Genomic DNA, 13879 nt, shown 5'->3' with positions numbered 1-13879 from the left:
TTGAATTCCTTTCGATGTCTCTTATTAATTACTTCTGAACAACAGCCATGATGTCTTCTTCGCGCATCACGAGAAGCTCATTGCCATCAACTTTTACTGTTTGACCTGCATACTTGCCAAACAAAACACGGTCACCCACTTTGACGTCCAAAGGGATTACCTTGCCAGAATCATCTTTTTTACCTGTACCAACAGCCAAAATTTCGCCTTGGTCTGGTTTCTCTGCTGCTGTGTCAGGAATCACAAGTCCTGAAGCTGTTTTAGTTTCATTGTCTAAACGCTTGATGATCACACGATCATGTAAAGGGCGTAGATTCATATAGACTCCTTTAGTATGTTAGTAAGTATTAACTTATCAGTTAGTAAAAATAATTAATTATAATTTCCAGAAGTAGTTCAAACAGATTGTTAGCACTCTTACTGGTTGAGTGCTAATTATAAGGACGCTACCCCACCTTTTCAAGGGTAGTTACAACATCAACCCCTTAAAAAATCTTTCTCAGAGATGGATGCGGGAAAGTTTTTTCAAGGATTTTTACCTAAAACACACGCTATAAACCTAAAAAAACACATAACTTATTGATTTTTATTGGATTTAATTATGAAGCCCAAGTCTCGCTTATATACCTTAGTTAAAAATTGGAGCAAAAAACCTCCAACGGTTATTAAAGAGGCGGGAAATAGCAAGCTTTATGGTTCTGCTACCCAAAACATCAATCAACAAATTGAAAACTGGGGTCAAGCTCAAGACTTATTCTTCGAACTAGTTCTTGAGACTAAGACTCAATTGACGCAATTTGTCATTCTGAATTCATTGATTGATTGCCCAGAAGAAGATGTTTTAAGACTATTTAATGATGGCATTCGAGCATCCTGCTACTGGCACAGCTATAGCAAACCAACTGCAATCATGATTCCAGTTAAATGTGAGTGGTTAATAAACCAAAACATCCAAAAAGGTCTTCAAAACGCCTTGTTGAACTGCCACCTGCCAATTGGGCTCATCAATGTTGGCCTAATCAATAGACCAACAACAGACAACAAGATCACGTTTCAAGACTCCATCATCAAACTACAAAGATTAGGTGTATTGCTTCATCTAATGAACTTTGATGGCACGCAAATGGATTGCGAGTTATTAAACGATCACGACTTTAAATATGTTTATCTTTCAGGAGCGCTGTTAAGACAAGCAATTCCAGGCAGTCAATGTGAAGAAAAATTATCGGCTCTTATGAAGATCGCAAAAAAGTATGACTGCAAAGTAAGCGCGGGGCCAATCAAGCTGATATATGAAAAATTAGCTGCAGAAAAATGGGAGGTTGATAGTTATTTTGGGCAACACATCATGCCTGCAATGACTATTCATCAAGTGGTGAAGTTGGGCAAGAGTACAAAACAACAAACTGCTATGCGCAGTCACTTGAATAAGAAACCATCATGAAAACTGCTGCCAGAAAAAAGGTCCTGCTCGTTGACGACCACCCTGCAATGATTTGGGCACTAAAAAACATGCTCAGTGAAAATGCTCATTTTGAGATAGCAGGGGAAGCCACAAACGGCGAAGAATGTATCGAGTTCTCTAGGCTGAATCCTCCAGATCTCATCATTCTTGATTTAGACATGCCAAGAACTGATGGTCTTGATGTTATTCGTCGACTACGAATTGCATCATCACAGATTCGTATTCTGGTGGTGTCTAGTTTGGACCCCAAGATTTATGGCACCAGAATTAGAACAGTTGGGGGTCATGGATTTATCAGCAAAACAGCTAACTCAGACATTATCTTAGCGGCATGTCTAGCGGTATCTCAGGGCTACACGTTCTTTCATGTGAATGATGAGGGCGACCCTCCAAATAGTGATGAAGAAATCATTGCATCATTTTCTCCACGAGAATTCCAGGTCATGAAGTACCTAGCTGACGGCTATTGCAATTCTGATATATCTGAGTTTTTGCACATCAGCGGGAAAACGGTATCCACATACAAATACCGCGTATATAAAAAAATTGGCGTTAGCAACTTAGCTGACATGATTTCATTTTGCAGATCAAACAGAATTATCGATGTCTAACATCAATCCATTGATTCCCATATTGGCTGTTTTCAATCTAGCATTAATTGTTTACCTAATCCTAAAAAGTAAGCAAGTGCAAAAGCTCATACTGATCAAGTCAAGCGAGAATGAACAACTAAAAAAATTAATTACATCAAAAGATGTAACGCTATCAAACATCAGTCATGAAATTAAGAATCCAATTAGCGCCATCATTGGCATACATGAAAAAATATTAGCCAATAAGACACTGCCAACTTACGAGCACAGAATCCTTGAAAGTGCGAAAGAATCTGCACAATCAATGCTTGAAATGCTTAACCAGGTGCTAGATGCATCAAAGATTGCAGCAGGCAAAGTCCAACTTGAAGAAACAGCTAGCGACCTAAAGAATTTATTAAAAAATATTGATAGAACACTATCAATCGCCGCAACAAAATCTGAGGTGAAGCTCACGACACATATCTGCCCAGAAATTGCGCCTAGCCTAGTATTTGATGGGGTTAAGCTCAATCAGGTTCTTCATAATTTGATTAGTAATGCCATTAAATTTTCAAACAAAGGTCAAGTCATCCTCACAACACGAGTAATTGCTAATGATCACTTTGCACAAATAATTTATTTTGAAATCGCTGATGACGGCGTAGGTATGCCCTCAGAACAAATTAATAGACTCTTACGCCCTTATGAGCAGATAAACACCCAGCACCTAAACATTGAAAATATTGGGACTGGCTTAGGTCTAGGAATAACAGACCATCTACTAAAACTTATGCACAGTCAGATATCAATTGAGTCTGAAATTAATCAAGGAACTACAGCAAGCTTTCAGTTATTGCTAACTAGATCTACAGATGAGCCAAAGTATGGTTCAAAGACAGTCAAAGAGAGCTCACCCTTAACAAATGTGATCAAGAGTAAATCAGTACTAATTGTTGATGACCATGCCCCCAGTAGGTTAATTACAGAATCTCAATTTAAAGATATGGGCTACTGTGTACACAGTTATCAAAATGCGTTACTAGGGAAAGACTTCTTGTTAAACACTCCCTTTGACATATTGGTCACTGATTTTTCAATGCCAGAGATGGATGGTGAAAAATTAGCTCAAATGGCTAGAAACGCCTACGCTGAAAATATTCAGATATATGGAATCACCGCTCACACCGATGGAGCCAAGAAATTATTAGACCAAAATAGCCCTTTTGACTCTGTTTTGATTAAACCAGCATCAATATCTGACTGGAAAAGAGAGCTAAATTTGTATGACACCTATACAACCTCACTTGTACAGTTAGGCCAAGGTAAATCAGGTATTTATTTAACAATTGCGAAGGAGATACTCGCCTTTCAACAACAGGCAATTAGCTTACTTAATTCTGGGCTATTGGATCACCAAATAAAATTGCCTGAAAGAGAGGTAAAAGCTATGGCCCACAAAGTACTAGGTGGCGCAAACTTAACTAGAGATATGTATTTAATTAAAGTTGCAAGCCAATTTGAGAAGAGTTGCCCCCAACCTAATAAGCCGCTTTTTAGTGAGATGTGTATTGCACTTACCAAATCCAATAAAATTCTTAAAAAAATTATTACCGAAAAAACATTCATTAATTGAATTATTTTGGCTATATTATTAGCCATGCCAAAAAACAAAATCACTGTTGTCATAGTAAGCTTTCTGTGGGTCATAACTAGCTCTTATGCATCTACAGAAATCAAACTACCAATAGATGTTGAACGGGCTATCAGCAAAAGCAACATTCCTAAAGATGCTATTTCGATTTCTGTAAAAAAAGTTACCACCCAAGAGACTTCAACCAAAACATTTAAATCGGCTGATGTGATTGACTGGCAAGAAGATCTGGCAATGAATCCAGCTTCAACCATGAAGCTATTAACTAGCTTAGCGGCCATGGAAATACTAGGCCCTCAATATCGCTGGAAAACAGATATTTTTACCAATGGGAAAATTCAAGCGGAAACACTCAAAGGCGACCTCCTTATTAGAGGTAGTGGTGACCCCAAATTAATTCCAGAAGAAATTAACAAGATTTTGAATAATCTGAAAGATTTTGGAATCAAGAAAATTGATGGTGACTTGATTTTTGATCGTAGTGCCTACGACTCATCTGTCAAAGAGTCTTCATTCTCAGATGGAGAAACTACTAGGTCATATAACGTACTTCCAGATGCCCTTTTATTTGCATTCAATAGCTTTAGCTTTCAATTTTTCCCAAGCGTTGATAGTCAGTACGTCATCATTAAACAAACTCCTCGAATTGCCAACTTAAAAATTGATAACAATTTAAAAGTGGTGGAAGCCCCATGTAACGATTGGCGAAAAAATATATCCATGTCAATTAACATGGATAAGAATGGATCTTGGTTAGCAAGCTTTGATGGCGAGTTTCCCAATGGTTGCCCAACAGCTAATTGGAACGTCGTTGCATCAAATAGTGATGATTTTTTATCTCAGAGCATCATCGCTGCATGGGAAGATATTGGAGGCCGCTGGCTCAGAAAGCCTAAAGTTAGAGCTGCCACTATGGATAATTCATTTAAGCCGATCGTTACCCATCTGGGGGTCCCGCTACATGAATCAATCAAAGATATAAATAAGCTATCTAATAATGTGATGGCTAGGCAAGTTCTTTTGACAATTGCTCTTGAAAAGTCAGGCAGACCCAGCAATACCAGCAATGGAACTAAATTAGTTAAAGACTGGCTCAAAAAATATCAACTCGATATGCCGGAATTAATCATTGAGAATGGGTCAGGTCTTTCCAGAATTGAAAGAATCAGTCCCAAACATTTAAATCAAGTTCTCTTACTTGGCCTTAACTCTGCATCTAGAGACTACTATGTTGAGTCACTTCCGATTGCTGGTGTTGATGGCACGATGAAGCATCGACTTTTAGATAAATTCAGAAAATATGTGCCCAAAAGAAGCGAAACAGAAGCTTTAGAAAAAAATACATCTTCACTACCAAGCTCAATCAGAAAATATGGCGCGTATATTAAAACTGGATCTCTGGCAGATGTTAGATCAATTTCTGGCTACGTAGTCAGCAGAACCGGTCACACCTACACCGTGACATCATTTATCAATCATAAAAATGCTGGCTCTGGTCGAGGCATTCATGATGCATTATTAACGTGGCTTTTAGATGATGGGCCACTTCAATCATCAAGCTCCAGAACCCACTGAGGCCCTACCCAACCTATCCCTCACGGCATCCCACTGTTCAGAATCTGGTATTTTTTCAAAGTAAATAATATCTACGCTCAGTTGATCTAATGAGCGTAATGTTGCATATAAACATTTAGCCAACTCATGAGAGGCGCCCGGTAAAACAATCTCATCTAGATGACTTGATGAAGAAAAATCAATATTGATAGTGTTTTCAAAATGAGCCCAAGCCACTCGTTTACCAGAGCAATTGGTTAAGTTCATAGACTTAACATCATTGGGATCATATAAAACTAATTTAGTTCTTGGAGCGTAATGAGCACTCAAACTACCTGAAACTCTCGGCTGACTAGCGTCACCTTGCTTAAGAGGTTGCAAGCTTTCACCAGGGTTTAGATTACGTAAAACCTCATCAATCATTGCTTTTGATATGGCGCCCGGTCTCAATATCACTGCACCATGGCTATCCCATCGGGATAAATCAACAATCGTAGATTCAATTCCAACATCACATGCGCCACCATCCAGAATCAAAATTGATCCATCAGGAAACTCATCTCTCACATGATCTGCTGTTGTTGGAGAAATTCTTCCAAAACGATTAGCTGACGGTGCAACAAGTGCGCTATCGAATAACTTTAATAACTGCTGAGTAAGTGGATGATTGGGACAACGAACACCTACCGTTTCCTGGCCACCCGTAACCTCGAGCAAAACACTCTTTGCCTTAGGCAAAATAATCGTTAAAGGCCCAGGCCAAAATGCTTGGGCTAATGCCAAAGCTTGAGGAGAAACATCTCTAGACCAGTTAAGCAATACTTCTTGCCAAGCATTTTGCGATTCGAAGCTGCTCATGGTTGGCAAAGTTGGATTAGCAATGTGTACGATTAAAGGATGTCCACTAGGTCGCCCTTTTGCCGCAAAGACTTGATTCACTGCAAGAATGTTTTTTGCGTCTGCAGCAAGACCATAAACAGTTTCTGTGGGTATAGCAACCAGATGACCATCACGCAGTTGCTTAACTGCCGAATCGAGTAAATCAGGCATGATTAACGCGTAATACGCAATACCTTCACGGCACTTTCACATGCAATCTGTACATCGCCTGAAGTTGCTCCAACAAAATTTATATGGCCCATCTTTCTACCATGACGAGGCTCAGCTTTTCCGTAGAGATGCAATTTTGTTTTTGGCTCTTTAAGAATTTCATTCCAAAGTGGCTCAGACTGCTGGCCATTAATAAGCCACTCATCCCCCAGGATATTCAACATGATGGTTGACTGTACCAATTCAGTGCTACCCAGAGGAATCCTTGCCATCGCTCGAACTTGTTGCTCAAACTGACTAGTAATACATGCATTCTGTGTGTAGTGCCCAGAATTATGGGGACGTGGCGCAATTTCATTAGCAACAATGTCACCACTCTTCAACACAAAAAATTCCACACACAAAACACCAACATAATCCAAGCGCCTAATAATTGCCTTAGCAGCCTCAACAATTTTCTTTTCTTGCGTCGGGTTAATAGATGGGGCTGGAACTGTTGTTGTATGCAAGATACCTGACTTATGAATATTTTCAGCAACAGGGTAGGCCACCACCTGATCATCGTGACCTCGCACAACCAATGCAGAAACCTCAAAATCTAAATCCATGCGCTTTTCTAAAACGCAAATAACTCGATTAAATTTTTCCCAAGCCTGACTCAATTCTTCTCGAGTATGAACAGTAATTTGACCCTTACCGTCATAACCCATTCGAGCCGTCTTCAAAATACCAGGAAATAAATCATCAGGAACATGAGCAATATCAGAGTCATGCTCAATAACTAAGTGTGGGGCAGGTCCAATTCCAGCTTCATCTTTCCAAGTAGCCAAGAACTTCTTCTCAGCCACCCGATTTTGAGCAACCGATACACCAGAACTTGTTGGCGCAACATACACACCTAAAGACTCCAACTCATCTAATGCTTGCGCTGGGACATTTTCGAACTCTGTACTAACAGCTTGGCAAATAGATGCCATTTCTTTTAGGGCTGCATGATCAACATAATCAGCTTGTATGTGTTTCTCTGCCACTGCTCCAGCAGGACTGTTTGGGTCAGGATCTAATACACACACTTTATAACCCATTGCTTGGGCAGCATGAGTAAACATGCGACCCAACTGGCCACCACCTAAAATACCTAGGTATGAACCGGGCAAAATGGGGTCTAAACGATCAGCCATATCTTAAGAATGTCCTGGTAAATTCATGGCACGAGCTTTTTCAGTTTGAGTAGCTCGGAATGTGTCTAATTTTTTTGCCAAAGCAGCATCATTGACTGCCAAGTTGGCGATAACGTGTAAAGCTGCATTAGCCGCGCCTGCCTCACCAATAGCGAAAGTAGCCACAGGAATACCTTTAGGCATTTGCACGATGGAATACAAAGAATCTTCTCCACGCAAATACTTAGAAGCGACAGGCACACCAAAAATAGGAACGATTGTTTTGGATGCTAGCATGCCCGGTAAATGAGCAGCGCCACCAGCACCTGCAATGATCGCTTTTAAGCCGCGATCCTGCGCAGTTTGAGCATAAGCAAACATATCATCAGGCATACGATGAGCAGAAACTACTTTGGCTTCATAGGCAACACCAAATTCTTGCAAAATCTGAGCAGCGTTTTGCATGGTGTCCCAATCAGAGTTAGATCCCATCACTATTCCAACAATTGGTTTCTGGCTCATAGTTTTTCCTTTTTGCTTATGCAGTAGGTATTAAGCGGTTAAAGTTTCAAGTGCTTCACGGTATTTTGCAGCTGTTTTTTCAATGACATCTTGAGGCAACTGGGGTGCTGGAGCAGACTTATTCCATGGCTTACCATTGACCTGTGCCAACTCCAACCAATCACGCACAAACTGTTTATCAAAAGATGGTGGGTTTGAACCTACTTGATATGAACTAGCAGGCCAAAAACGTGAAGAGTCAGCAGTTAATACCTCATCCATAAGCACCAAGTTACCAGCCTCATCAAGACCAAATTCAAACTTGGTATCTGCAATGATGATGCCCTTGCTTGCAGCATAAATAGATGCTTCTTGATACAAACGAATGCTGACATCTCTAATCTTGGCTGCTAAATCTTTACCAATACGTGATTCAACGTCTGCATATGAAATATTTTCATCATGCTCTCCAACTTCTGCTTTAGCAGCTGGAGTAAAAATTGGTTCAGGTAATTTTTGAGCATTTTGCAAACCAGCAGGCAACTGAATACCGCAAACAGAACCCGTTGCTTGGTAATCTTTCCAACCACTACCAGATAAATATCCACGCACAACCGCCTCAACCATAATTGGCTTTAAACGCTTAGTCACAATCGCACGACCAGTTACTTGAGGCACTTCATTGGCTGCAACTACAGTTGCAGGATCAATTCCTGTCAAATGATTTGGAATTACATGACTTAACTTATCAAACCAAAAGTTAGCCATTTGATTAAGAACAATTCCTTTGCCAGGTATAGGCTCACCCATCACCACATCAAAAGCAGATAGGCGATCTGTTGTAATCATCAATAATTGATCATTGCCAATAGCGTAGATATCGCGAACCTTGCCCTTTGAGATTAAAGGTAAAGACTTGATTGAAGATTCGTATAGAGCTTGCATGTACACCTTATTTAACTAATTGAGCCAACTGACCTGCCTTATAGCGCTCAGCCATTTTTTCCAAAGGAATAGATTTAATTTTTCCAGCCTGACCTTCGCAACCAAAGGCCAAGTAACGTGCCTTACATATTTCTTTAGCTGCTTCGCGCGCAGGCTTCAAATAATCACGAGGATCGAACTTACTTGGGTTTTCAAATAAGTAACGACGGATAGCTGCGGTCATTGCCAAACGAATATCTGTATCGATATTAATTTTTCTAACACCGTGCTTAATGCCTTGTTGAATTTCTTCCACAGGAACGCCGTAAGTCTCTTTCATGTCACCACCAAACTCACGGATGATTGCCAACAACTCCTGAGGAACGCTAGATGAACCATGCATCACCAAATGAGTATTCGGGATACGTTGGTTAATTTCTTTGATGCGATCAATAGCAAGAATGTCACCAGTAGGTTTTTTAGTGAACTTATAAGCACCATGGCTTGTGCCAATAGCAATTGCTAAAGCATCACATTGGGTCTTCTTAACAAAATCAGCAGCCTGCTCAACATCAGTTAACAGTTGTTCACGTGTCATCGCACCTTCTGCACCGTGACCATCTTCTTTATCGCCCATCATTGTTTCCAATGAACCCAACACACCCAACTCAGCTTCAACTGTTACGCCAATTGAATGTGCAAATTTAACAACTTCTTGAGAAACCGCTACGTTGTATTCATAAGAAGCTACTGTCTTACCATCATCCATCAATGAACCATCCATCATCACAGATGTAAAGCCAGATCGAATTGCAGCCATACAAACTGCAGGACTCTGACCATGGTCTTGATGCATCACAACTGGAATATGCGGATACGCTTCAACAGCAGCATCAATCAAATGACGTAAAAATGCTTCACCTGCATACTTACGAGCGCCGGCTGAAGCTTGCATGATCACAGGCGCATTCACCTCATCAGCAGCAGCCATGATTGCTTGAACTTGCTCTAAGTTATTAACGTTAAATGCAGGTAATCCATAAGCGTTCTCAGCTGCATGGTCCAATAATTGGCGCATAGATACAAGTGCCATAACTCTTTCCTTAAATTAAAATTTATTTCACATCAACAATTTTTAACGTGTTAGTTCCACCAACTTGACCCATCGGCTCACCAACCGTTAACACAATCTTGTCACCCACATTAACTGCGCCCAACTTTTTAACGCAAGCCTCAGCCTGCTCTAAAGCTGTATCTCTATCGTTACTAGTATCCAAGTGCAATGGATGCACATTTCTATATAAAGCCATACTTCTCTGGCTGGTAACTTTAGTTGTTAATGCAAAAATAGGTACCTGAATTTTGTGGCGACTCATCCAAAGCGCCGTAGAGCCAGAATCAGTTAACGCCGCAATCGCTTTGACGCCCAAGTGATAAGCCGTGAACAAAGCGCCAAAAGCGATAGATTGATCAATGCGCGTGAATTTCTGATCAAAGAAATCCGCATCTAAATGATGTACTTCAGTCTTCTCTGCCTCAAGACAGATTGCAGCCATTTGCAGAACAGTCTCTACTGGATACTGACCTGATGCAGTTTCTGCTGACAACATCACTGCATCTGTACCATCTAATACCGCGTTAGCAACGTCACTAACCTCTGCTCTTGTTGGCACAGGATTAACAATCATTGACTCCATCATTTGCGTAGCGGTAATTACCACCTTATTAGCCTCACGGGCCATGCGAATCATTTTCTTTTGTAAAGCAGGCACAGTGGCATTACCCACCTCAACAGCCAAATCGCCACGAGCGACCATGATGCCGTCACTAACTTCCAGAATGCCTTCTAAGACTCCAGGTAAAACAGCTTCGGCACGCTCAATTTTGGCAATCAATTTAGTCTTATGACCAAGCTCTTGAGTTGCTTGATTTGCAAGATCTCTGGCAATCTTCATATCGTCTGCATTTTTAGGGAAGCTGATTGCTATGTAATCTGCGCCCAAACCTACAGCAGTTTTAAGATCTTCTTTGTCTTTATCAGTCAATGCTGGCGCAGTTAAACCACCGCCAGCACGATTAATACCTTTATTGTTCGACAGCTCACCACCCAACTCGACCACAGTATGAATGCAAGTGCCTTGAACTTCTTGAACACGAATCACCAACAAGCCATCGTTGAGTAATAGCTTGTCACCAACCTTAACGTCATTGGGCAAGTTTTTATAGTCCAAGCCGACTTTGTCTTGATTGCCCAAAGTACAGTTGGCATCTAAAGTAAAACGCTCACCTGCTTTTAAGATAATTTTGTTATTTTCAAATTTGCCAACCCTGATTTTTGGTCCCTGCAAATCTGCCATGATTGCTACTTCACGACCAACTTTTTTAGAAACCTCTCTAACAAGTTGTGCTCGAGCTTGATGATCTGCAGCTGTGCCATGAGAAAAATTCAGGCGCACCACATCGACTCCAGCCTCAATCAATTGTTTTAATGTTTCAGCACTGCTTGAGGCAGGGCCAAGTGTTGCAACTATTTTTGTGGCGCGTAATGTCATTCAGCTCTTTCAGACAAAATTGCAAATGCTGGCAACGTTTTACCCTCTAAGAACTCCAAGAAAGCGCCACCACCAGTTGAAATATAGTCAACTTGCTTATCAATTCCGTACTTAGCAATTGCAGCCAATGTGTCACCACCACCAGCAATTGAGAATGCTGGTGAATGAGCAATCGCAGCAGCTAACATTTTTGTACCGCCACCAAACTGATCAATCTCAAAAACACCAATTGGACCATTCCAAACAATCGTTCCTGCATGAGCAACAATGCTAGTCAACTCAGCAGATGTTTTTGGACCAACATCCAAAATCATGTCATCAGGCTGAACATCTGTTGAAGCAACTCTATTTGCACGAGCGAGTGGAGATAGTTCGTTAGCAACCACTACGTCAACTGGGATAGGCACGCTGGCGCCACGCTTAGCCATCATATCCATGATTGCTTTTGCCTCATTCACCAAATCCGGTTCCGCCAAAGATCTACCAATTGGTAAACCTGCTGCCAACATGAATGTATTAGCAATACCGCCACCAACAATCAGTTGATCAACTTTTTCAGCTAGTGACTTCAAAATGGTTAACTTGGTTGAAACTTTAGAACCAGCAACAATAGCCACCAATGGTCTCTTAGGATCTGTTAATGCTTTACCCAAGGCATCTAATTCAGCGGCCATCAATGGGCCCGCACAAACAACTGGTGCGTACTTAGCCATACCATGAGTCGTTGCTTCAGCGCGATGCGCAGTACCAAAAGCATCATTGACATAAACGTCACATAACTTAGCAATCTTTTGGGCTAATTCTTCGTTATTCTTTTTCTCACCCTTATTGAGTCTGCAGTTCTCAAGCAATACCAAATCGCCAGGCTGCAACTCAAACCCGCCATCTACCCAGTGACTAATCAATGGAACTTTTCTTTCCATCAATTCTGCGATTCTGTCGGCTACCGGAGCCAGCGTGTCTTCTGGTTTGAATTCGCCCTCAGTTGGACGACCTAAATGCGAGGTCACCATGACAGCTGCGCCAGCTTCTAGAGCCACCTTGATTGCCGGAATGGATGCACGAATACGGGTGTCCTCAGTAATATTTCCCGCTTCATCTTGCGGCACATTCAAATCTGCACGGATAAAAACACGCTTACCCTTAAGTTGACCTGCAGCGGCTAAATCAGATAGGCGATTAAATTTAAGTTTGGATGTACCTGGCATGATGATTATGTGAGTTTTAACTAAAAGACTAGAAACTCAGATTTTACCTTTTTACAGGACTTTCTGACCGTTTTTTAGGGCTAAATAAACCTTGCGCCCGTATAGACGACCATCCCCGAAATAATGGTGAAAACCATACTTTTAGTCGCCAAAAAACCCAATATTGAGGCTATTCCACCCCAAAGCTGAGGATTATTGAGTTCCATTTCAGCTGACCCCGGCGGAAAAAATATTTCAGGCACGATGACAGCCACCAAAGCAGCTGCTGGAGCATAACGGAGAGATTTTTGAATAGTTGGACTTAACTCAACCCTAGTACCCATCAATAAGAAAAAACCTCGGGTTAAGTATGTAATGGCAGTTAAACCAATGATGACGATCCAAGTTTCGAATGAAGTCATTGCGTAGACCTCCCGAAACGTCTCTCTAAATAAGACTCAGACACAATACCCACAATAATTGCCACCAAAACCGCAATGACTATATTTAGCTTATAAGGCAGATCTACTGTCGCCAATGCGGCAACTGCAGCAGCAATAGCAGCCAATCTTGATGACCATCCCTCCAACATCGGCAACAGAATCGCAATTAATGCCAAAGTACCCGCATAAGCCAAGCCCCATGAGCTAGGTATGAAAGACGCTAAAAATATCCCTGCCAATGAGCCCGTTTGCCAAACTGTCCAATTGGCTGCTGCCATACCAATAAAAAATGGCGCATGAGATGGATTGCCGTCTGCACTCGGGTATCGCGACATAAACAGTGCAAAGGTTAAATCGCCATTGATATATCCCAAAATGGAGCGCTTCCAGTAGGCTTTATCTTTGAAATATGGCTGAATCCCAGCACTAAATATGACAAACCTTAGATTAACAATGATGGCAGTTAAAAAGATGGTCCAAAAAGGAAAATTACCGGCAATTAGAGGCAAAGCTGCCAGTTGTGCGGAACCTGCATAGACCAGCAAAGACATGCCCACAGCCTCTGCGGTAGTGATATCTGATTTGGCCATCGCAATACCTGTCACCAAGGCCCATGTAAACACAGCAAATCCTGAGTGACCCATTGTTTTGAGTCCATCTATCAGAGCTTCTTGCTGTTGTTTCGACCAGGTCAAATCAGATTACCAATTTATTTTTTCAAAGTTTGATTATAGGTAGGGGCTTGCTTTTTAACATAGCCATCTCTACCCGCCTGTTTTACAATGGCATTTCGACTCATTTTTCTCAGAATTTAGGA

At 41.2% G+C, this 13879-nt stretch carries 14 protein-coding genes; 4 read left to right on the top strand and 10 right to left on the bottom strand.

Translation table 11 applies throughout. The features are described from left to right. Positions 1 to 28: 28 nt before the first annotated feature. Entirely contained in the window at positions 29 to 319 is a 291-nt protein-coding gene (groES, locus tag CFR83_RS05790; protein ID WP_088813037.1) for a co-chaperone GroES, read from the bottom strand. Positions 320 to 601: 282 nt separating this feature from the next. Between groES and CFR83_RS05785 the strand changes: the two genes are divergently transcribed. Genes CFR83_RS05785 through dacB form a run of 4 tightly spaced genes read left to right on the top strand, consistent with a single transcriptional unit; the run spans position 602 to position 5266 of the window. Beyond that, positions 602 to 1444, top strand: coding sequence for an EAL domain-containing protein (locus CFR83_RS05785; RefSeq protein ID WP_088813036.1), 843 nt, complete (start codon positions 602 to 604; stop codon positions 1442 to 1444). Beyond that, a complete protein-coding gene (locus CFR83_RS05780; protein ID WP_088813035.1) occupies positions 1441 to 2076 on the top strand; it encodes a response regulator in 636 nt (211 codons plus the stop codon). The genes CFR83_RS05785 and CFR83_RS05780 overlap by 4 nt, the downstream gene beginning before the upstream one ends. Continuing rightward, positions 2069 to 3673 (top strand): ATP-binding response regulator, encoded by a 1605-nt coding sequence (locus tag CFR83_RS05775; RefSeq protein WP_088813034.1) that lies wholly within the window; start codon positions 2069 to 2071, stop codon positions 3671 to 3673. Before CFR83_RS05780 ends, CFR83_RS05775 begins: the two co-directional genes overlap by 8 nt. A 24-nt stretch (positions 3674 to 3697) precedes the next feature. Next, the gene (gene dacB / locus CFR83_RS05770) at positions 3698 to 5266 is read left to right on the top strand and encodes a D-alanyl-D-alanine carboxypeptidase/D-alanyl-D-alanine endopeptidase (RefSeq protein WP_088813033.1); all 1569 of its coding nucleotides are present in this window, start codon (positions 3698 to 3700) and stop codon (positions 5264 to 5266) included. Here dacB and CFR83_RS05765 read toward each other — a convergent pair. The 9 genes from CFR83_RS05765 to CFR83_RS05725 form a co-directional block, all read right to left on the bottom strand. Then, positions 5246 to 6295 carry an L-threonylcarbamoyladenylate synthase gene (locus CFR83_RS05765; protein ID WP_088813032.1) on the bottom strand — a complete coding sequence of 350 codons (1050 nt, stop codon included), beginning with the start codon at positions 6293 to 6295 and terminating at the stop codon, positions 5246 to 5248. The two genes, dacB and CFR83_RS05765, sit on opposite strands and share 21 nt — an antisense overlap. 2 nt (positions 6296 to 6297) lie before the next feature. After that, positions 6298 to 7476: a 5-(carboxyamino)imidazole ribonucleotide synthase gene (locus CFR83_RS05760; protein ID WP_088813031.1), complete on the bottom strand. Its 1179-nt coding sequence runs from the start codon at positions 7474 to 7476 to the stop codon at positions 6298 to 6300. 3 nt (positions 7477 to 7479) lie between these two features. After that, positions 7480 to 7977 carry a 5-(carboxyamino)imidazole ribonucleotide mutase gene (purE, locus tag CFR83_RS05755; RefSeq protein WP_088813030.1) on the bottom strand — a complete coding sequence of 166 codons (498 nt, stop codon included), beginning with the start codon at positions 7975 to 7977 and terminating at the stop codon, positions 7480 to 7482. Between the two features lie 30 nt (positions 7978 to 8007). Beyond that, positions 8008 to 8901, bottom strand: a complete 894-nt coding sequence (locus CFR83_RS05750; protein ID WP_088813029.1) for a phosphoribosylaminoimidazolesuccinocarboxamide synthase — start codon at positions 8899 to 8901, stop codon at positions 8008 to 8010. Between the two features lie 7 nt (positions 8902 to 8908). Then, positions 8909 to 9973 (bottom strand): class II fructose-bisphosphate aldolase, encoded by a 1065-nt coding sequence (gene fba / locus CFR83_RS05745; RefSeq protein WP_088813028.1) that lies wholly within the window; start codon positions 9971 to 9973, stop codon positions 8909 to 8911. Positions 9974 to 9995: 22 nt separating this feature from the next. After that, positions 9996 to 11432 carry a pyruvate kinase gene (gene pyk / locus CFR83_RS05740; RefSeq protein WP_088813027.1) on the bottom strand — a complete coding sequence of 479 codons (1437 nt, stop codon included), beginning with the start codon at positions 11430 to 11432 and terminating at the stop codon, positions 9996 to 9998. After that, positions 11429 to 12640 carry a phosphoglycerate kinase gene (locus CFR83_RS05735; protein ID WP_088813026.1) on the bottom strand — a complete coding sequence of 404 codons (1212 nt, stop codon included), beginning with the start codon at positions 12638 to 12640 and terminating at the stop codon, positions 11429 to 11431. Before CFR83_RS05735 ends, pyk begins: the two co-directional genes overlap by 4 nt. 80 nt (positions 12641 to 12720) lie before the next feature. Next, positions 12721 to 13041 (bottom strand): AzlD domain-containing protein, encoded by a 321-nt coding sequence (locus CFR83_RS05730; RefSeq protein ID WP_088813025.1) that lies wholly within the window; start codon positions 13039 to 13041, stop codon positions 12721 to 12723. After that, positions 13038 to 13757, bottom strand: a complete 720-nt coding sequence (locus CFR83_RS05725) for an AzlC family ABC transporter permease (RefSeq protein WP_133062465.1) — start codon at positions 13755 to 13757, stop codon at positions 13038 to 13040. Before CFR83_RS05725 ends, CFR83_RS05730 begins: the two co-directional genes overlap by 4 nt. Positions 13758 to 13879 lie beyond the last annotated feature (122 nt).

Origin of the sequence: Polynucleobacter victoriensis, from assembly GCF_900187875.1 — a bacterium.
Classification (GTDB): Bacteria; Pseudomonadota; Gammaproteobacteria; order Burkholderiales; family Burkholderiaceae; genus Polynucleobacter; species Polynucleobacter victoriensis.
This window is presented reverse-complemented; position numbering and strand designations above follow the sequence as displayed.

Bases quoted from the DNA above. Each gene is read 5' to 3' on its own strand.
- CFR83_RS05730 (WP_088813025.1), bottom strand. From the start codon at position 13,041: ATGACTTCATTCGAAACTTGGATCGTCATCATTGGTTTAACTGCCATT.
- CFR83_RS05785 (WP_088813036.1), top strand. From the start codon at position 602: ATGAAGCCCAAGTCTCGCTTATATACCTTAGTTAAAAATTGGAGCAAA.
- CFR83_RS05775 (WP_088813034.1), top strand. From the start codon at position 2,069: ATGTCTAACATCAATCCATTGATTCCCATATTGGCTGTTTTCAATCTA.
- groES (WP_088813037.1), bottom strand. From the start codon at position 319: ATGAATCTACGCCCTTTACATGATCGTGTGATCATCAAGCGTTTAGAC.
- pyk (WP_088813027.1), bottom strand. From the start codon at position 11,432: ATGACATTACGCGCCACAAAAATAGTTGCAACACTTGGCCCTGCCTCA.
- fba (WP_088813028.1), bottom strand. From the start codon at position 9,973: ATGGCACTTGTATCTATGCGCCAATTATTGGACCATGCAGCTGAGAAC.
- CFR83_RS05750 (WP_088813029.1), bottom strand. From the start codon at position 8,901: ATGCAAGCTCTATACGAATCTTCAATCAAGTCTTTACCTTTAATCTCA.
- CFR83_RS05780 (WP_088813035.1), top strand. From the start codon at position 1,441: ATGAAAACTGCTGCCAGAAAAAAGGTCCTGCTCGTTGACGACCACCCT.
- CFR83_RS05735 (WP_088813026.1), bottom strand. From the start codon at position 12,640: ATGCCAGGTACATCCAAACTTAAATTTAATCGCCTATCTGATTTAGCC.
- purE (WP_088813030.1), bottom strand. From the start codon at position 7,977: ATGAGCCAGAAACCAATTGTTGGAATAGTGATGGGATCTAACTCTGAT.
- CFR83_RS05760 (WP_088813031.1), bottom strand. From the start codon at position 7,476: ATGGCTGATCGTTTAGACCCCATTTTGCCCGGTTCATACCTAGGTATT.
- CFR83_RS05765 (WP_088813032.1), bottom strand. From the start codon at position 6,295: ATGCCTGATTTACTCGATTCGGCAGTTAAGCAACTGCGTGATGGTCAT.
- dacB (WP_088813033.1), top strand. From the start codon at position 3,698: ATGCCAAAAAACAAAATCACTGTTGTCATAGTAAGCTTTCTGTGGGTC.